The sequence below is a fragment of the Ruegeria sp. AK4 genome (assembly GCF_056541025.1).
In genome coordinates this window covers 62,995-79,913 of sequence record NZ_JBQFXS010000009.1, presented here as the reverse complement: position 1 = coordinate 79,913, position 16,919 = coordinate 62,995, and the positions used below count along the sequence as shown (strand labels likewise).

General features: G+C 61.5%; 20 protein-coding genes. 14 read left to right on the top strand and 6 right to left on the bottom strand.

The window, feature by feature from the left end; all coding sequences use genetic code 11:
- Positions 1 to 49 precede the first annotated feature (49 nt).
- The 5 genes from ACR0EZ_RS16500 to ACR0EZ_RS16480 all read left to right on the top strand — a co-directional run bounded on the left by ACR0EZ_RS16500 (position 50) and on the right by ACR0EZ_RS16480 (position 5,027).
- Positions 50 to 1,984 (top strand): AAA family ATPase, encoded by a 1,935-nt coding sequence (locus ACR0EZ_RS16500; RefSeq protein ID WP_480615116.1) that lies wholly within the window; start codon positions 50 to 52, stop codon positions 1,982 to 1,984.
- Positions 1,985 to 2,401: 417 nt separating this feature from the next.
- Positions 2,402 to 2,770, top strand: coding sequence for a hypothetical protein (locus ACR0EZ_RS16495; protein ID WP_480615114.1), 369 nt, complete (start codon positions 2,402 to 2,404; stop codon positions 2,768 to 2,770).
- Positions 2,767 to 4,104, top strand: coding sequence for a DUF6638 family protein (locus ACR0EZ_RS16490; RefSeq protein ID WP_480615112.1), 1,338 nt, complete (start codon positions 2,767 to 2,769; stop codon positions 4,102 to 4,104). Before ACR0EZ_RS16495 ends, ACR0EZ_RS16490 begins: the two co-directional genes overlap by 4 nt.
- A 1-nt stretch (position 4,105) precedes the next feature.
- The gene (locus ACR0EZ_RS16485; RefSeq protein ID WP_480615110.1) at positions 4,106 to 4,372 is read left to right on the top strand and encodes a hypothetical protein; all 267 of its coding nucleotides are present in this window, start codon (positions 4,106 to 4,108) and stop codon (positions 4,370 to 4,372) included.
- A gap of 10 nt (positions 4,373 to 4,382) precedes the next feature.
- Entirely contained in the window at positions 4,383 to 5,027 is a 645-nt protein-coding gene (locus ACR0EZ_RS16480; RefSeq protein ID WP_480615108.1) for a DUF1523 family protein, read from the top strand.
- A gap of 33 nt (positions 5,028 to 5,060) precedes the next feature.
- Here ACR0EZ_RS16480 and ACR0EZ_RS16475 read toward each other — a convergent pair whose 3' ends face one another.
- The 6 genes from ACR0EZ_RS16475 to ACR0EZ_RS16450 all read right to left on the bottom strand — a co-directional run bounded on the left by ACR0EZ_RS16475 (position 5,061) and on the right by ACR0EZ_RS16450 (position 12,280).
- On the bottom strand, positions 5,061 to 6,155 hold the full coding sequence (locus tag ACR0EZ_RS16475; protein WP_480615106.1) for a flagellar basal body P-ring protein FlgI: 1,095 nt from the start codon (positions 6,153 to 6,155) through the stop codon (positions 5,061 to 5,063).
- Entirely contained in the window at positions 6,152 to 7,159 is a 1,008-nt protein-coding gene (locus tag ACR0EZ_RS16470) for a flagellin (RefSeq protein ID WP_480615104.1), read from the bottom strand. Before ACR0EZ_RS16470 ends, ACR0EZ_RS16475 begins: the two co-directional genes overlap by 4 nt.
- Before the next feature lie 2 nt (positions 7,160 to 7,161).
- Positions 7,162 to 8,613 carry a flagellar hook-associated protein FlgK gene (gene flgK, locus ACR0EZ_RS16465; protein ID WP_480615102.1) on the bottom strand — a complete coding sequence of 484 codons (1,452 nt, stop codon included), beginning with the start codon at positions 8,611 to 8,613 and terminating at the stop codon, positions 7,162 to 7,164.
- A 33-nt stretch (positions 8,614 to 8,646) separates the two neighbouring features.
- A complete protein-coding gene (locus tag ACR0EZ_RS16460; protein ID WP_480615100.1) occupies positions 8,647 to 9,942 on the bottom strand; it encodes a flagellar hook protein FlgE in 1,296 nt (431 codons plus the stop codon).
- A gap of 91 nt (positions 9,943 to 10,033) precedes the next feature.
- Complete coding sequence (locus ACR0EZ_RS16455; protein WP_480615098.1) at positions 10,034 to 10,873, bottom strand: flagellar motor protein MotB; 840 nt, start codon at positions 10,871 to 10,873, stop codon at positions 10,034 to 10,036.
- An 87-nt stretch (positions 10,874 to 10,960) separates the two neighbouring features.
- Complete coding sequence (locus ACR0EZ_RS16450; RefSeq protein WP_480615242.1) at positions 10,961 to 12,280, bottom strand: FliI/YscN family ATPase; 1,320 nt, start codon at positions 12,278 to 12,280, stop codon at positions 10,961 to 10,963.
- Between the two features lie 106 nt (positions 12,281 to 12,386).
- Here ACR0EZ_RS16450 and ACR0EZ_RS16445 point away from each other — a divergent pair, with 106 nt between their 5' ends.
- The 9 genes from ACR0EZ_RS16445 to ACR0EZ_RS16405 are packed head-to-tail and all read left to right on the top strand — an operon-like array spanning position 12,387 to position 16,898.
- Positions 12,387 to 12,770, top strand: coding sequence for a FlgB family protein (locus ACR0EZ_RS16445; protein WP_480615096.1), 384 nt, complete (start codon positions 12,387 to 12,389; stop codon positions 12,768 to 12,770).
- Positions 12,770 to 13,156: a flagellar basal body rod protein FlgC gene (gene flgC / locus ACR0EZ_RS16440; protein ID WP_480615094.1), complete on the top strand. Its 387-nt coding sequence runs from the start codon at positions 12,770 to 12,772 to the stop codon at positions 13,154 to 13,156. Before ACR0EZ_RS16445 ends, flgC begins: the two co-directional genes overlap by 1 nt.
- A 12-nt stretch (positions 13,157 to 13,168) precedes the next feature.
- The gene (gene fliE, locus ACR0EZ_RS16435; protein ID WP_480615092.1) at positions 13,169 to 13,459 is read left to right on the top strand and encodes a flagellar hook-basal body complex protein FliE; all 291 of its coding nucleotides are present in this window, start codon (positions 13,169 to 13,171) and stop codon (positions 13,457 to 13,459) included.
- A 4-nt stretch (positions 13,460 to 13,463) separates the two neighbouring features.
- Entirely contained in the window at positions 13,464 to 13,736 is a 273-nt protein-coding gene (locus ACR0EZ_RS16430) for a flagellar biosynthetic protein FliQ (RefSeq protein WP_480615090.1), read from the top strand.
- On the top strand, positions 13,736 to 14,446 hold the full coding sequence (locus ACR0EZ_RS16425; RefSeq protein WP_480615088.1) for a flagellar hook-basal body complex protein: 711 nt from the start codon (positions 13,736 to 13,738) through the stop codon (positions 14,444 to 14,446). Before ACR0EZ_RS16430 ends, ACR0EZ_RS16425 begins: the two co-directional genes overlap by 1 nt.
- Before the next feature lie 24 nt (positions 14,447 to 14,470).
- Complete coding sequence (gene flgG / locus ACR0EZ_RS16420) at positions 14,471 to 15,256, top strand: flagellar basal-body rod protein FlgG (protein WP_480615086.1); 786 nt, start codon at positions 14,471 to 14,473, stop codon at positions 15,254 to 15,256.
- Entirely contained in the window at positions 15,256 to 15,672 is a 417-nt protein-coding gene (gene flgA / locus ACR0EZ_RS16415; RefSeq protein ID WP_480615084.1) for a flagellar basal body P-ring formation chaperone FlgA, read from the top strand. The genes flgG and flgA overlap by 1 nt, the downstream gene beginning before the upstream one ends.
- A complete protein-coding gene (gene flgH / locus ACR0EZ_RS16410; RefSeq protein WP_480615082.1) occupies positions 15,672 to 16,403 on the top strand; it encodes a flagellar basal body L-ring protein FlgH in 732 nt (243 codons plus the stop codon). Before flgA ends, flgH begins: the two co-directional genes overlap by 1 nt.
- 9 nt (positions 16,404 to 16,412) lie before the next feature.
- Positions 16,413 to 16,898 (top strand): flagellar basal body-associated protein FliL, encoded by a 486-nt coding sequence (locus ACR0EZ_RS16405; protein ID WP_480615080.1) that lies wholly within the window; start codon positions 16,413 to 16,415, stop codon positions 16,896 to 16,898.
- The last annotated feature ends 21 nt before the right edge of the window (positions 16,899 to 16,919 follow it).

Genomic DNA, 16,919 nt, shown 5'->3' with positions numbered 1-16,919 from the left:
GCCTCCGGCGGAAGTATTTTTGAACAGAAGAAGCAAGGGCGATTGTGATATGAGTTTGACGTCAGATCAGATGGAATTGCGCGAAGACGACATTCGCAAGCATTATCCGGCGGCAACCGCTTTGCTGAACGGGTTCGAGCACGCGCCGCGGGTTGCGAAACCGGCTGATGCGGTGGTTGAGCGGTCACCCGGTGTATCGACGGGACGGCGGTTCCGGTCGACGACGCCGGGTTTGGTAACGCGCCGAACTGCGCGGGCAGATGGCGTGCATCTGGTTGAACGGATTGAGGCGTCGGATGATGGGGATACGCTGGTTTCGCCACCGCAGGCCACTACACAGCAGGCCATTCGCCGCGCCATCGCCATCGCTCTGGCCGTGGCTGAGGCATATGCGGAACAGACCCCGCTGGCCGATCTGAAACGCGCCAATCTGGCGGGGGATTTGCCTGCCGCGCGCAAGACCGAGTTTTCCGGGTTGCTGACGGCGGAGGCGCTGATTTCCCTGCATGTCTTTGGCAATGCACTGGCCTATCTGATGTCCTCGCATCTGAGCGAAACGACGGTTGATCTTGGCGAGATCGAGGAGGTTCTGACCGACAATGGCCAGCTTGCCCTGCACGGCGCGCTGTGGGAGCTGGATCAGGTGCTGGCCAAACATGCCCCGGACGATGCCAACCTGATCGCGGCCACCAGCGCCTATGCTGAACAACTGATGGACAAGGCCGCCCTGCGCGCAGGGTCCGCAGGCCATCTCGCCCCGTTCCAGACCGCCGCCTGGCATATCGAGGCTGACGATCTGACGATCCGGGGGTTCGAACCGGCGTCCAAGGCGAAATCCACCACCCTGACCATGACGTTCAAGAAACCGAACGAGGTGGTCGGCAACCATATCGCCAAGTATCAGGCGATGAAGCTGGCCAAGATGGTCATGGCCTACGACTTCGACCGCCGCCTGAACCCGTTTGCGGAACTCGGCGGGTTCATCTTTACCTTCATGGGCGACGGCAAACCGGGCACCGGCAAGACCACCCTGATCCAGATGATGGCCGGGCTGATCAACGACTATTGCCAGAACGCGGGCTATCCGTTTCGCTATCAGAACCTGAGCACCGACAATATCGACAGCTATCAGGGCAAATCCGGCCAGAACGCCAAGGCCTTTATCAACACGATCATCGACCCCTCAGTCATCGGTTTCGGCACCATCGACGATATCGACCAACTGGCGGGCAAACGAGGCGACCGGCAGTCCAGCGCCGGGCAGCTAGAAATCACCGCGGTGCTGATGGAGAGCTTTGCGGGCGCCAACACTGTCGTGCGCGGCAATTGCACCTTTGGCATGTTCTCGAACTACCCCGAGAATGTGGACGACGCCCTGCGCCAACGCGCGGGTGCACGGTTTCTGGTGGACGGGCCGCAAACGCGCGAGGATTACATCGACATCCTGCACCTGCTGATGGGCCGCAACCACGACATACCCTTGGGCGAACACGACGCCTATGCCGCGCAGGAGATCAAAAAGGCCGTCGCCGCCAGTTTCGAAAGCCACTCCCGCCCGCATGAGGACGCGCTGCTGCAGGTCTATGACCGGGTGTCCGGCGAGATCGGCCAGATGGACACGATCGCCAAGCTGGGCACCTACCTCAAGGCGATCCAACAGGCCGATGAGCGCTTCACGGGCCGCGCCATCAAGAACATCACCGACGCGGTCAAGGTCCGCGCGATGGATTTCGAACTGCCGGATGAGTGGATGGAAAACCCCGACCTGTTCCTGTTCCGCGACTACGACACCAAGAAGGCGATGATCGAGGACCTGCGCCAGCCGATCACGGTGGAGATGGTGATGCAAGAGATCAACCGCTACGCCGACAGCGAGTTCCGCTATGCCGACAAGAGCGACGAGGTCGCCATCGAAAACGCGGTGCGAGAGATGGGTCGGATGGAAGAGGCCAAGCGGCGGTATCTGGAGGGGAAGGGGTCGTGATTGCTAACTTTGTAATCTTTGCGCTTCCCGCCAGTTTGAGTTTGTCTGCATGTTACGTGGTCATTCTAAAGGCACCGCGTTCATCTCTTTGTCTTCGTTTTCTGGCGGCGTGGGTAGTGGCGTTGTTGGTATCAGCGCTCTGCCTTTCTCTGATCGGGATATTGTTCGATATGGGTCTTGGGCATCTGTTGCGTGTCCATGATCGAACGAGCTACGCAGCAGCAGGCTGGGCGTCGATTGCGCTGAGCATTTGCTTATCAACGATTGTCATAGCCTTGTTCGCGGGTCTCTTGGCCAAACGGCGGTATCCGGAGGGGAATGGGTGACGAACAGCGGAGGAATACACCACAAGATAATTGGCGACCTTAGAACACGAGGTTTGGCCAATTGATTTCAGGTTTGTTGATTGCTGGATTCATGGCGGACTATTCCTGCGGGGTAGGTGTTGAAGTGCATGTCGCTTTGGCAATCACTTTGATTGCTATTGGCGCATTTGCAGCCGTCTTTCTCCGAAACGCAACAACACGAACTTTCTGGTCAGTCGTTTTACTATCTTCCATCGGTTTGTTCGTTGCCAGTGCGGTTTCCTACTGGGCAATATACACTTGCGCAGATTTGCATGACGCCGCTCCTTGGACCAGTGGACTTGGCGACAATAAACTTGACTACGTGGTCTTCAGGAGTGCCTTGTTACTTCCCTGCTGGGCTATACCGCTGGTACTTATCTGTGGATATCTGAGAGCAAATGGCGGGGGACTAGAAATTCCGAAAGACCCAAGAATATGATCCGCCTCATCGAAAAAGGCCTGATGTTTGGCAACCTCGTCCACATCTCCAGCCCGGCTCTGGTCGAGCGGTATAACCGTGCGCTGCTGCATCTGGCGGGCAAGACCACTCAGCTTTCGGATTTCCATGTCGATATCTCGGGCTATTCGCCGGAGGTGGGGATTGAGCTGGACGATCCGCTCTACCTCAACCCCAACGGGGTCAACCGGCAGTTCATCCTGCTGACGACCGAACAGAAACGCGCGCCTTTGCTGAACGTCAAATTCTCGACCTCGCGCGATATCCTGCGCGAGTTCATCGAGATGAACGAGGCGCAGCTGTTCGCCCTGACCGCCACCGATGCGGTGGCCGGAGAGCTGGTGAACTCGGTCTTCAAACTCACTACGCCCGCCGACCTGCTGAACCTGCGCAAGATCGAGATTGAGGCCGATACCGTCGGCGGCACCCTGCGCAAGGCCGACCAACTGGCGGGCATGGTCGAGCGGTTCAAAACCGAAGAGGACGCCTGGTTCGACGACGTGCTGATCGCGAAGATGATCGAAACCGCCAAAGACACCGGTGACGTGACGCGCAATCCGGTCCACCTGCGCCACACCGCGTTCGAACAGCCGAATTTCTGGACGGCGCATTTCGGCGGGCTGTATCTGTTTCCCGACCTCGATCACCCGGCGGCGATTTGCATGGGCGACACGCCCGACGATCTGCCGATGGAGTTCGTCTTCCACAAATCGCAGCGCAACCGGATCGCCAAGTTTCTGGACTACAATGGTCTGGTCGAAACCATCATTGAAGCGCGCGGTGTGGATTCCGCCGCGATCCTGCAGCAGAAGATGGATTTTCTGACCGTCTCTGCCGCTGCGGATGCCGATATCGACCTGACCACGCTGGATCGCAGCGACATGCGGCGTCTGGCGCGCAACCACGCGGATCGCCTGCCCGACGCCTTTCACGGGTTGGCGGACTTGTTGCGCTGGGCGCGGGATGGCGGGCCGTGGCCGCGGATCACCTCGGACCATCCGGCCTATTTCTACACTCTGCGCGCGGCGGATACGCCGCACCGGGATCTGGTGAACATGCTGCTGGCCGAGCTTGCGCCGCTGGACCCGCGCCAGATGTTCATCTGCCATAAAGAGCTGTTCTACAGCACCTACGCCACATGGCCCGAGGCCAAGAAAGCCTATGTTGCCGACTTCCTCGCGCGCGAGTATCAGGTGGACAAGGCCGGGGCCCGCGCGGCGCTGTTCGGGCACGAACCGGATATGAGCGGCGAGGATCGGGTCAGCGATGCGGTGATTGCCCGCGTCGGCCCCTGGGGCGCGGTTGGAAAGGGTTGATATGATCGGAGCACTGCGCCTTATTCTGATCCTGCTGTTTCTCCAGACCGTCGCCTATTTTGCGCTGTCGATCTATTCGCGCTGGGTGCGGCGCCGCAAGCTTGAGGACTGGTGGGACGAAAAGGGCAAACGGGGCGATAAGGACGCATTTGTCGCACGCGGATTGCATGTCTACGACAATTCGTTCCGGCGCAAACTGATCCTGGGTGTCTATATTGTACCCTGGGTGGCGATTGGCGCGCTGATCTATTTTGTGAATTATATGTGAGGACGACAGCATGGCCTATGTGAAATGGGCGTTCATTATCATCTTCTGGGGCACGATTGCCGTGGTGCTGCAGTATTCCCTGCCGCAGCGCGACATCGTGCGGATCGTCAACACCTATGAAGAACGTCAGGACCTGAACGACTGGACCCGTATCTTCTGGTCCGAGCCCGAGGATCAGTCGGCCAGCCTGTCGAACCGCGATGTGCAGTTCATTCAGGCGGTCCGCGCCAATGGCAAACCGATTGTCTATCGCAACGAGGATACCGGCTGGGGCTGGCCCCCCTATTTCAAGTTCGACACCGCCAACCTTTATACCGAGGCGAACGACGCCAAATCGACCAAGGATGACCCGGACTGGGTTGCTGTCACTCATTACGGGTGGCGCAATGAGTTCATGTCGATCTTTCCCAATGCGGTTCTGATCAAACATGTCGAGGGGCCCGATGTTCGGCTGATCCCGTGGTTCAACATCATCTTCCTGACGGTCTTTGCAGCCTTGATCTGGGCGCTTTGGGTGCGCTGGCGGCGATTCCGGCAGCGCCGGATCGATCCCATGCTCGAAAATGTCGAGGACGGGCTCTATGCGGCGGGTGACGCGATTGAGGAAAAGCGAAACGGGTTCCGCCGGTGGATCGATAGCTGGAAGTCGAAATAGTCCCGGCATTGCCTGAGTCCTAAAGGGCCGGGTTCATCTGACGATGAACTCGGCATGCAATGCGCCCGCCGCCTTGATCGTTTTGAGAATATCGATCATGTCACGCGGCGATACCCCCAGCGCGTTCAGCCCCGCCACCACCTCGGACAGGGTGGTTGCTTCGGGGATTTCGGCCAGACCGGTGCCTTCCTCTTCCTCGATATTCGCAAGCGTTCTTGGCACGACGACGGTTTCGCCTTGCGCGAACGGGTTGGGCTGCACGGCAATCGGGGCTTCCTCAACCGTCAGGGTCAGGTTGCCCTGTGAGACTGCGACGCGCGAGATACGCACCTCTTGCCCCATGACGATTGTACCTGACCGTTGATCGACCACGACACGGGCTTTAGTTTCCGGTTCAACAAGGATATTTTCGATCCGGCCAATGGCATGGGCGGTCGACACGGATTGCGTAGCCTCGATGTTCAACTGAACCGTGCCGGAATCGCGCATGATCGCGACGGCGCGGTTGAATTCGGTGTTGATGGCCCGCTCGATCCGGCTGGCGGTGGTGAAGTCCGGCTCGCGCAGGGCCAGCCGCATCTGGGTCAGGGTCGACAGGTCAAAGTCGATTTCCTTTTCCACCCGCGCGCCCGAGGGGATGACCCCGGACGTGGGCACCCCGCGCACGACCGAGGCGGCCTCGCCCTCGGCCACCGCGCCGCCGGCCAGAACGGTGCCCTGGGCCACCGCGTAGATCTGGCCATCGGCGGCGTTCAGCGGCGTCATGATCAGGGTGCCGCCCAGCAGGCTGCCGGAATCCCCGATGGCCGAAACCGTCACGTCGATCTGGCCGCCGACCCGCGCAAAGGGGGGCAGGCTGGCCGTGACCAGAACCGCCGCGACGTTTTTGGGCCGGAAGTCCTCACCCGTGACATTGACGCCCAGCCGTTCGAGGATGTTCGACATGATCTCTTCGGTGAATGGCGAATTCCGCAACCCGTCGCCGGTTCCGTTCAGGCCGACAACAAGGCCGTAACCGACCAGATCGTTGCCGCGAACCCCGTCGAAATTCACCAGATCCTTGAGCCGGATCGCCCCAGCCGAGGCCAGACCGGGCAGCAGCATCAGAAGAAAAACCAGAACCCTCATCTCAGGAAGTTCACCAGCGACAGGCTCGCGTTCCGCACGGTGACGGAATACAGGCTTTCCAGTTGGAACTGGACGGTTTGCAAACTGGCCGCCGTTTCATAAGGGTCCGCTGCGACCAGCGTGTTGCGGCTGTGTTCAAGGCTGGTCCGCGCGGCCGCGTTGCGGATGGCCGCCTGTTCGACGCGCGCCTCAGCAGCCCCGACCTGTGCCCGCAGGTTCACCGTGTCGTTCCGCGTATTGGCCAGATCGACGCCCAGTTGCGTGAACAGGGTTGCCCTTTGGCCCGGCGGCAGGGCCAGCGCAGTGTCCGAGGCCAGCACGGCCAGCGCCACATCCCTGAGCGCGTCTTTGAATGTCGGGTCGGTTGCGGTGATGGGCACGTCGATCCGCTCATTTTCCGAGATGTTCATCGGGGCCAGCGGCGCGTTTGACCCTTGATAAATCACCGTGTCAAACCCTGCGGGATTGTTGAACCAGGCCTCGGCGGCAGTGCGAATGTCTGTCACCGTTGTCAGGCCGGTCAGTTCCGTCTGCAACGCCGTCAGAAGCGTGTCCGCGGACGGCAGCGGAGAGACATCCGTTGCCACACCCGCAAACAGGCTGCGCCCGCCCGCCCGCGTGTTCAGGGCGGACATCATCGTATCAAGCTCATTGCGGGCCTGGACCGAGGCCTGTTCATGTGTGACCGTGTGGATCGACATTCCGAACGACAGCAAAGAGGCGGTGATTTCGCCCAGCGAGCCGTCAAAGGTCGTCAGGCTTTGCTGCATGGCGTCGGTGAACAGACCGGCCTCGGCGGTGGCGATCCGGAACGCGTCGAGTCGGGCAAGGCTGTGGTCCAGATCCAGCAGTTGCGAATAGTCGCCGCCCAGATGGCCGGATACATCCTGCACTTTGCCGGTCGACATCTCATAGGACAGGGTTTCGATCTGGGTTTTGATCTCGGTGGCGCGGGTCCGAAGGGTCATGCCCCGGGCCAGATCGCCAATGGCATTCAAGTTCATGGTCACAACCTCAGCAGGGTTTGCAGCAGTTCATCGACGACGGTGATGACCCGGGCATTCGCGGCATAGGCCTGTTCGATCTGCATCAGGCTTTGCAGTTCCTGATCGGTATCCACGCCCTGTTCAGCCTCGATCTGGGCCATGTGCACCTGCGCCGTGTTGGCGAAGGTTTTGCGCTGCGCGGCGACATGGGCGTTGGCGCCCGCTTTCGATTGCAGCGCCTCGGTCAGTTCGGCGGCGCGCAAATTGCCGGTGCCGAACAGCGCGCCCGGGACAGGGCGGGCGTCGTTCAGAATCGCACCAAAGGCCTGCAGTTGGGTTGCGTCCCCCGGGTTTCCCGGCGTTGCCGCGCCAAGGCCCGCACGCAGTTTCCAACTGTCACCCCCGGCGTCGGGGTCGACCACCGGATTGAGCGCGATGCGGGAAGCAATCCCGGTCATGGTCGCCGGATCGAACCGGTTTCCGGCATCCGTGAACAACCCCGGATCGGTTGCGCCAGCGGTTGGGTCCAGTCCGGGGGTTTCAAACCGCTCGACAAGATCGCGGGCCACGGTGTCCAGTTGGTCCTGCGCGGCAATTGCCAATTCGTCACGAATGGTGAACTGCGCGGCCAGCGCTCCGCCCCTGATCTGGGCGGTGTCGCCACTGGTGCGGACCGGCTTGCCGTTCATCTCCAGCCCCGACAGCAGCCCGTTGGCGACTGTCATGTGTGGTTTGGTCTCGCCGGTGGTCGAAAAGGTGAACTCTGCAGCCTTGCCCTCCAACAGGATCAGCCCGCCATCGGAATAGAGCGAGACCTGATCGTTGCTACGCGCCACGACATTGACCGGAATCAGCTCGTTGACCTGATCAATCAGAACCTGCCGCTGATCCAGCAAAGCGCCGGTGTCGCCGCCAGAATTGCGAATGGCGGGGATCTTGGCGTTCAACGCCTCGATATCCTGCAGCGTCTGGTTCAGGCGGTCGATCTGTGTGCCGATTGTGCGGTCGGCATCCGACCGTGCCTGCCGCAAACCCTCGGACGCGGTGTTCAGGCCGGTTGCAAGATCCGCGCCTGCGCGGGCCACCTGAGTCAGACGTTCGGCGGAATCGGGCAGGCTGGCGGCGGTGATCAGACTGCCCTCAAACGCGGACAGCCGCGCCGTCAGCGATGTGGGGTCATCGGCAGAGCCGACCAGTCCTTCGAACCCTGTATGAAAGTCGGACAGCGCCGTCTGCCGCGCCAGATCGGCATCGGTCGTGCGCCTGTTGGCGGTCAGGACAGGGTCCTGATGCCGGATCACGCCGACGGTGCGCACCCCGTTGCCCGAGATCGGGCTGGTGGCCAGTTCAAGAGACCGGCGTGCATAGCCCGGTGTCAGGGCGTTGGCGATATTCCCTGACACCACTGCCGCCCCGCGGCTGGCGGCGGTCAGCCCGCCCAAGGCGTTGTTCAAGGCCGTCGACATGTTCATGATACCGCTCCTTTCCCGCGTTCAAGACCCGGATTACCGTTTGATATTCGTGGTTTCCTGCAACATCTCATCCACCGTCTTGATGACCGTGGCACTGGACGAATAGGCGCGCTGCGTCTGGATCAGCGAGGTCAGCTCGGTCGCGACATCAGTGGTCGATTCCTCGCGCGCGAATGAAACGAGGTCTCCGGTCGGGCCTTCCCCTGCATTCCACAGAAAAAACGTGCCGCTTTCCCGTGAGGGCGCATAGGTCTGGCTGTCGAGCGCGGTCAGGCCGTTGGGGTTTGGCACATCCGCCAGCGGAATCTGGTACATGCGGCGGCTGATGCCGGTATCGTAGAAGGCGTAGACATATCCGTTTTCATCCACCTGCACGCTGGTCATTGTGCCCACGGCGGAACCGTCGCGAGTGATCGAGACCGGCGCGAACGTGTCGGAGAGCTGTGTGATGCCGTCCGCGTCGCCGATCAGGCCGATGTTTACCTCCATCGGGCCGCCTGCGACGTTGACCACGACGCTGCCGGTGGCCGGGTCATAGGCGCCGCCGGATACAGGCGTGACGCTGGCCAGAGTGCCCCCGGCGGTGCGGCTGTCGGTGAAAGTCAGCGTGTATTCCCCGATCGCTGCACCGCCCGATGCGGAATCGCGCAGGATCATTGTCCATTCATTGCTGGACCCGGTCGCGGGGACTGTCGGAACCAGTTCGATGTCGACACTTTCGGATTTGCCCAGATTGTCGAAATACTCGACCGAGAGCGGCTGCATGTCGCCGGGTGCACCTGCGTCGGTCGCGGTTGCGGGCAGGTTCATCCGCAGGTTCATCTGCGTGGTGGGCGCGCCGGACAGTTGATTGACACTCAGCTGAATGGGCTCCAGCGCGGCGGGGGTGTCGCGCGACACGGCAGGGATCGACCCGTCCGCCGCCGCGCGCCATCCCAGCAGGACAAGGCCGGATTCGGTGACAAGATACCCCTCATCATTGGTGCGGAACGAGCCCGTGGTGGTCAGCAGCATCTCGTTCGAGCCGCCCGCGATTTGCGAGCTTGGGCGCACCGGCAGCATCCCGCGCCCGCGCACCGCCAAATCGGTAGAATTGTTGGTGGTCACCAGCGATCCGCGCTGGTCGATCAGGCGCTGGCTGGTTGTCCGGACGCCGCCCGCCGAATAGCTGCCGCCCTGACCGGACGTGACCATGGAATGAAAATCCGTCTCGACCCGTTTGTAGCCGAAGGTGGAGGAATTCGCGATGTTGTCCGAGATCGTGGCCAGCCTGTTGGCATTGGCCTTCAACGCCGCCACACCTGCATTCAGCGAAGAGGAAATTGTCATCGGCACGCCCTTCTGTTGCGTCAATCGTTGATGCAACAGGTAACGCGCCGGGCCTTAACAGCGCGCTAACAGGTAAAATGCGTTCTACTCTTCATGGGGCGCGCAGGAAAATGACCTCGATCCTGTTGTTGCGCACATCCATCGGGTTTTGGCTGGACAGGTCGCGGTCGGCATGGCCGGTCACGCGGTCGAACCGCTTTGCTGCAACGCCCTTGTCCTGCAGCAGTCGGCGCACCACCCGCGCGCGGTCGGTGGACAAGACCCAGGCCGGGTTGCGGGCCAGCACGACCGGAGAAGCGCTGACATGCCCTTCGACCGACACCGGATTTGTCACCAGATCCGAGGCGCGGGCCACGAACAAAGCCAGCGCGCGCATCATCGGCGTGGGCTTGTCCGAACCCGATTCAAACAGCGGCTGGTCGTCGGTATCGAACAGCTCGACCACCAGCCCTTCGTCGGTGACGCGCGTGACGATATGTTTGAGGATCTTGTCAGAGACCTCGCTTTCTCCGGTGCGACCAAGCAGTTCCGCCTGAAGCGTTGCGAAATCTTCTGCCGGCCCGTCGCTGCCGTCTTTCGCGGCCACGCCGGTCGCACCGCGCGCACGCTTGGCTTCAGTCGGGTAGCGGCTGATGGCACCGGTGCCGTTTTTGACCAGCACCTCTTCCGAAAACATGCTGTCGCCGCCAAAAACGCCATCGCCGCCACCCGAATTCGGGCTGAGCGGTATTGTCGGCGAAAAGTAATCCGCCAGACCCTTGCGTTGTTTTTCCGTCGTTGCGTTCAGCAGCCACATCAACATGAAGAAGGCCATCATGGCCGTTACAAAGTCCGCATACGCGACCTTCCACGCGCCGCCATGGTGGCCATCGCCCCCTGACACACGCTTCTTCTTGATGATGATTGGCGCCGCATTGGATTGCGCACCCATCTCCACCACCTTTTTATCACCCGATTACAGGCATAGCAGCGGAGGCGTTAAGGCAGGCTTAACACTTAAAACTGTCGCGACTTTAGCCTAGCGCGGCAAACCGGCTGAGGCGCGGCGCAGGATCAGAGACAGGCGGTTGAAACTGTTTTCGATCCCTTCAGAATCTGGTTTACCAAAGAAGGTGTCCAGTTCCTCATGCACGCGCACCGCCTGATCCAGAAGCGGGTCCGCGCCTTCGGAATAGAGCCCGGCCTTGATCATCACTTCGGATTGCTCGTAACTGCCGACCAGTTTGCGCGCCTCGGCGATCATCTGGTTCTCGGCCTCGGTCGCCGCCCCCGGCAGGCTGCGCGAAACCGACCGGCTGAGGTCGATTGCCGGGAACCGGCCCCGTTCGGCAATCTCGCGGCTGAGGACGATATGCCCGTCCAGCACCCCGCGCAGAATATCTGCGATAGGTTCATCCATGTCCGATCCTGCGACCAGCACGCTGAACACCGCGGTGATGTCGCCCTGATCCTGCGTTCCGGGCCCGGCCCGTTCGCACAGATTGGCGATTAACGGAGTGACCGAGGGCGGAAACCCCCTTAGCGACGGCGATTCGCCCATCGCCACGGCGATTTCGCGATGCGCCTCGGCAAACCGGGTGACCGAATCGGCCAGAAACAGGACGTTCAGCCCCTGATCGCGCAGATATTCGGCCACCGACATGGCCGACCAGGCGCACCGCCTGCGCGACAGAGCCGACTGATCCGACGTAGCAGCCACGACAACCGAGCGTTTCATCGCCTCGGGTCCGATGGCCTGTGCCACGAACTCATTCACCTCGCGCCCGCGTTCGCCGATCAGGGCCACCACAACAGCGTCCGCCTGCATCGACCGGGCCAGCGTGGCTAGCAGGGTGGACTTGCCGACACCCGATCCGGCAAACAGCCCCACCCGCTGCCCGCGCACAATGGGCAGCATGGTATTGAGCACGGACAGCCCGGTAGGACTGCGCTGGCCCAGAGCTTTGCGCTGAACCGCGGGCGGCGGGGGTTGCATGATATCCCGGTCCTGCACCCCGCCCAGCAGGGGCTTGCCGTCCAGGGGCTGTCCGAACGGGTCGATCACGCGGCCCAGCCAGTGCATCCCCGGCGCAAATCCGGGCGTTGGGGTCAGGGTCACACAATCGCCAAGACTGACCCCGTCCGGGGCCGCGCCGGGCAACATATGGATGTGATCAGCGCCTACATGCAGCACCTCACCCGCCAGATCGGGACCCGCGCGGCGCTGCAGCGACAGCAGATCACCGATTCGCGCCTGTCCGGTCAGGCCGCTGACCTCGATCACGCCATGGGCGACGCCGGACACAAGCCCGACATGCCGGATCGCGGACAACCGGTCGAATTCGCATTTCAGACGCATCGGGTCGAGATCGGACATCGTGGGTTCTCCAACTGAGTTTCTGAAAACGCTTTCTAAAGGAATCGGAGTTAAGCCTTGATTGAAATTGATCGAGGGAGAAGCCCCGATGTTCTATGACCTGAACGTCTTTAAAACAGCGTACGCCATGGCAACCCATGCCGGGCAACGGCAGGCCGTCATCGCGCGCAACATGGCCAATGCGGATACGCCGGGCTATCAGCCCCGCGATCTCGAACCCTTTCAGACCGCTTTCGAAAATGCAGGCCCTGCGACCGGCATGACAGCCACCCGGCAGGGGCATCTGAACGGCGATACCGCGGCGCGCTGGGCGGAACAGGCTGCGGCCCCTTCGGGGGACCCCAACGGCAATGGTGTCTCGCTTGAGGAGGAGATGCTGAAAGCGGTCGATGTGAAACGCCAATATGACCGCGCTCTGACCATCTACCGCTCGTCCATCGGCATTTTGCGCACCAGCCTGGGTCGCGGGTGATGAGCGACTTTTCCCATTCCCTCACTGCCTCGGCCAGCGGTTTGCGCGCGCAGGCGGCGCGGTTGCGCCATGTGTCCGAGAATATCTCAAACGCCGATACGCCCGGATACCGGCGCAAGACCGTGCCGTTTGAAACGATCCAGAAGGATGGCAAATCAGTGGTTCAGGCAGGTCGCGTGCAGCTTGACCGGCGCGCGTTGTCGCGCATCCACGACCCCAGCCATCCGATGGCGGATGAAAGCGGGCACTACCTCGGCTCGAATGTCGATCTGATGATCGAGATCGCCGACGCGCGCGAGGCCCAGCGCAGTTATGAGGCCAACCTCAAAATGTTCGACCAGACCCGGCAGATGTCGTCGTCGCTGATGGATTTACTTCGCAAATAAAGGACAGCCAGAATGGATATCCGATCACTTACCGCCGCGCAGAACTACGCGGTCGCCCGCCCGGCCACGCAGGCCGACCCGGATCACGCCGGACTTGGACAGGGGCTGCGGTCCACGTTTCAGGATTTCGCCGCCACCCTGAAACACAGCGAGCAGATGGCCCAGACCGCGATGACCGGTCAAGCCGATCCGCATGCTTTGGTGCAGGCGCTGGCGCAGACCGAACTGGCGGTGGAAACCGCAGTGATCGTCCGCAACAAGGTGGTCGAGGCCTATCAGGAAATCCTGCGGATGCCGGTCTGACCCGATGCTGAGCGAAGGTCTGTTCTACGACATCATGCGCCAGGCGCTGTGGGTCGCGGTTATCACCTCGGTCCCGATCCTGGCGGTGGCGCTGATCTCGGGCCTGATTGTGGGTCTGTTCCAGGCGCTGACCTCGGTGCAGGAAATGACGCTGACCTTTGTGCCCAAGCTGATCGCCATCGTCATCGTGTTCTGGATTTCGATGGGCTTCATGACCCAGACCTTGGTTACGTTTTTTACAGGAACGTTGGTTCCATTGATCGCAGGAGGCCGCTGATGGACACCGCCTATGTCACCCTGTCCCGCCAGTCCGGGCTGATGAATGAAATGCGGTTGGTGGCGAACAATATCGCCAATGCCAGCACCACCGGATACCGGCAGCAGGGGCTGGTGTTTTCCGAGTTCATTCAGGACATGCCGAACACGCCGTCCCTGTCGATGAGCCGGGCCGAGGTGCGCAACACCTCGATGCAGCAAGGCGTGCTGACCGAGACCGGAGGCCAGTTCGACTTTGCCATCGAGGGCGACGGGTTCTTCATGGTCGAAACCCCGGAGGGCAACCGCCTGACGCGCGCGGGCCGCTTTACCCCCAACGCGCAGGGCGATCTTGTGGCGATGGACGGAGCGCGTGTGCTGGACAGCAACGGTGCCCCGGTGTTCATCCCGCCCGATGCCGCGTCGATTGATGTGGGCAGCGACGGCACGCTCAGCGTGAACGGGCAGGCGCTGGGCCAGATCGGCGTCTACCGCGTTACTGAGCCGGGGGAATTGGTGCGCGAAGGCAATACGCGGTTTCGTCCCGGCGGCGATGTCGAGCCGGTTCCGGAATCGGTCGTCGTACACCGGTTTCTGGAAGGCTCGAACGTGAATGCCATCGGGCAGGTATCGCGGCTGATCGAGATTCAGCGGGCCTATGAACTGGGTCAAAGCTTTCTTGAAACCGAAGACGAACGGGTTCGGGCCGCTGTCAAGGCGCTGATCCGCTGATCTGCCGAAACAGGAGAATTTCACATGCGTGCATTGAAAATCGCAGCGACGGGCATGACCGCGCAGCAGATGCGGGTCGAGACGATCTCGAACAACCTCGCCAACATGAACACCACCGGCTACAACGCCCGCCGGGCCGAGTTTGCCGATCTGCACTATCAGCAGATGGCGCGGGCGGGGACGGTGAACGCCTCGGATGGGACGGTTCTGCCGACCGGCATTCAACTGGGCCTTGGCGTGCGTCCGTCTGCGGTGACGGTGCAACTGGCGCAGGGCGGGCTGTCGGCGACCGGCAGCGATCTGGACGTCGCCATCGAAGGGCGGGGCTATCTGGAGGTGACGCTGCCCGGCGGCCAGTCGGCCTTTACGCGGGATGGCAGCCTGAAACGGTCGGCTGAGGGGCTGATCGTCACTTCGGACCGCTTTGCGGTTGCACCCGCGATCACCATCCCCGACGATGCGCGATCCATTTCGATCAACGCCTCGGGTGAGGTGTATGCCTATTTCGACGACACCCCCGAAGGGCAGTTGCTGGGTGAATTCACACTGGCCAGCTTCTCGAATGCCAAGGGGCTCGAGGCGATTGGCAGCAACCTGTTCAAGGAAACCGAAGCCTCTGGCGCGCCGGTTCCGGGTGTGCCGGGTGAAGATGGGTTGGGAACGCTGCGGCAGGGCTACCTCGAGGACAGCTCGGTCGATGCCGTGCGCGAAGTGACCGAACTGATCGAGGCGCAGCGGGGATATGAAATGAACGCCCGCGTCATCTCGGCCGTCGATCAGATGATGAGCGCAACGACACAGGTGCGCTGATGCGGTTGACGGTAGTGTTCCTGACTTTGATTGCGCCCGCGATGACCTTTGCCGACATCGTGGTGCCAACACGGACCATTCGAGCGAAAGAGGTCATCCTGGCCGCCGATCTGGAAACCAAACCCGAGGATTTCCCGGGGGTCGTGACCGAACCAGATAGGTTGATCGGGCAGGAAGCGCGTGTGGCCCTGTATCCCGGCCGCCCCATTCGTGACGCAGATGTCGGGCCGCCAGCCATCGTGGACCGCAACGATCTGGTTCTTCTCGTTTTCAATCGCCAGCCCCTGTCGATCACCACCGATGGCCGGGCCTTGGGGCGCGGAGCCGCCGGGGACAGGATCCGCGTGATGAACCTGTCCTCTCGCACAACTGTCACCGGGCGCATCCGGCCCGACGGAAAGATCGAGGTAAAGTAATGTCCGGACTGTCAAAAACCCTGTTGTTAACCGTTTTGGCCGTATCCGCCTGTGGCCGGTTCGATCACCTTGGAAAGCCCCCCAGCCTGACGCCCAACGATCAGTCGCCCGAGCAGGTTGCCATGTTGTGGCCGGGCTTGCCTCTGCACACGCAACCGCAGCGGACCGTTGACGGATCGTCGCTCTGGAGCGGCGGCCAGCAGTCGCTGCTGGGGGATCAGCGGGCGATCAAAAAAGGCGACATCCTGACGGTTGTGATCGAACTGGATGAAAAGGCCGAGATTTCCAACAACACCAACCGGTCCCGGTCCGCCTCTGAAAGCCTTGAGGTTCCCAGCCTGTTCGGCCTGCCGCAACGGCTTCAGGACAAGCTGCCCGAGGGCGCGTCGCTGGATGAAGCGGTCTCGGTTGAATCGGACGCGTCGACCGCGGGGCGCGGATCGGTCCGGCGCAATGAAAAATTGACCTTGCGGGTGGCGGCAACCGTGCTGGATGTGTTGCCAAACGGGGTTCTGTCGATTTCCGGCTCGCAGGAGTTGCGGGTCAATTTCGAACTGAGGGAGCTGCTGGTCGCCGGCTATGTCCGCCCGCAGGATATCTCGCGCCAGAACGAGATTACCTATGACAAGATCGCGTCGGCGCGGGTGTCGTATGGCGGGCGCGGGCAGATCACGGATGTGCAGCAGCCGCGATACGGCCAGCAGATTCTCGATTCCCTTCTGCCGTTCTGAGGTGCCGACATGTTGAAGATCGTGATGCCTGTCGTGTTTCTGTGCGCCGGACTGGGCGTTGGTGTGGGTGCCGGGGTTTTCCTGGCCCCTTCGGACACGCCCGAGGCGAAGGAGAAGCCTAAGGGCAAAGAGGCAAGCGTAGAGCCCAAGGTCAAGAAAGACGGCGAGGGGGAGTACGAATATCTCAAGCTGACCAAGCAATTCGTCATCCCCGTTGTCGAGGACGATCAGATTTCGGCCATGGTCACCGTGTCGCTGAGTCTGGCGGTGAAACCCGCCGCGACCGAGAGGTTCTATGCCATCGAACCCAAACTGCGCGACAGTTTCCTGCAGGTTCTTTTTGACCATGCAAACACCGGCGGGTTCGACGGCGCTTTCACCCAATCCGGCAATCTGAATGTCCTGCGCAAAAGCCTGTTTGAGGTGGCGCATAAGGATCTGGGCGATGATGTGTCTCAGGTGCTGATCATGAGTATCAATCGTCAGGACACCTGAACCCCCGCGTCCCGCCCCAGC

Coding starts and splice junctions, on each gene's coding strand:
- ACR0EZ_RS16500 (WP_480615116.1), top strand. CDS start 50: ATGAGTTTGACGTCAGATCAGATGGAATTGCGCGAAGACGACATTCGC.
- ACR0EZ_RS16495 (WP_480615114.1), top strand. CDS start 2,402: ATGGCGGACTATTCCTGCGGGGTAGGTGTTGAAGTGCATGTCGCTTTG.
- ACR0EZ_RS16490 (WP_480615112.1), top strand. CDS start 2,767: ATGATCCGCCTCATCGAAAAAGGCCTGATGTTTGGCAACCTCGTCCAC.
- ACR0EZ_RS16485 (WP_480615110.1), top strand. CDS start 4,106: ATGATCGGAGCACTGCGCCTTATTCTGATCCTGCTGTTTCTCCAGACC.
- ACR0EZ_RS16480 (WP_480615108.1), top strand. CDS start 4,383: ATGGCCTATGTGAAATGGGCGTTCATTATCATCTTCTGGGGCACGATT.
- ACR0EZ_RS16475 (WP_480615106.1), bottom strand. CDS start 6,155: ATGAGGGTTCTGGTTTTTCTTCTGATGCTGCTGCCCGGTCTGGCCTCG.
- ACR0EZ_RS16470 (WP_480615104.1), bottom strand. CDS start 7,159: ATGAACTTGAATGCCATTGGCGATCTGGCCCGGGGCATGACCCTTCGG.
- flgK (WP_480615102.1), bottom strand. CDS start 8,613: ATGAACATGTCGACGGCCTTGAACAACGCCTTGGGCGGGCTGACCGCC.
- ACR0EZ_RS16460 (WP_480615100.1), bottom strand. CDS start 9,942: ATGACAATTTCCTCTTCGCTGAATGCAGGTGTGGCGGCGTTGAAGGCC.
- ACR0EZ_RS16455 (WP_480615098.1), bottom strand. CDS start 10,873: ATGGGTGCGCAATCCAATGCGGCGCCAATCATCATCAAGAAGAAGCGT.
- ACR0EZ_RS16450 (WP_480615242.1), bottom strand. CDS start 12,280: ATGCGTCTGAAATGCGAATTCGACCGGTTGTCCGCGATCCGGCATGTC.
- ACR0EZ_RS16445 (WP_480615096.1), top strand. CDS start 12,387: ATGTTCTATGACCTGAACGTCTTTAAAACAGCGTACGCCATGGCAACC.
- flgC (WP_480615094.1), top strand. CDS start 12,770: ATGAGCGACTTTTCCCATTCCCTCACTGCCTCGGCCAGCGGTTTGCGC.
- fliE (WP_480615092.1), top strand. CDS start 13,169: ATGGATATCCGATCACTTACCGCCGCGCAGAACTACGCGGTCGCCCGC.
- ACR0EZ_RS16430 (WP_480615090.1), top strand. CDS start 13,464: ATGCTGAGCGAAGGTCTGTTCTACGACATCATGCGCCAGGCGCTGTGG.
- ACR0EZ_RS16425 (WP_480615088.1), top strand. CDS start 13,736: ATGGACACCGCCTATGTCACCCTGTCCCGCCAGTCCGGGCTGATGAAT.
- flgG (WP_480615086.1), top strand. CDS start 14,471: ATGCGTGCATTGAAAATCGCAGCGACGGGCATGACCGCGCAGCAGATG.
- flgA (WP_480615084.1), top strand. CDS start 15,256: ATGCGGTTGACGGTAGTGTTCCTGACTTTGATTGCGCCCGCGATGACC.
- flgH (WP_480615082.1), top strand. CDS start 15,672: ATGTCCGGACTGTCAAAAACCCTGTTGTTAACCGTTTTGGCCGTATCC.
- ACR0EZ_RS16405 (WP_480615080.1), top strand. CDS start 16,413: ATGTTGAAGATCGTGATGCCTGTCGTGTTTCTGTGCGCCGGACTGGGC.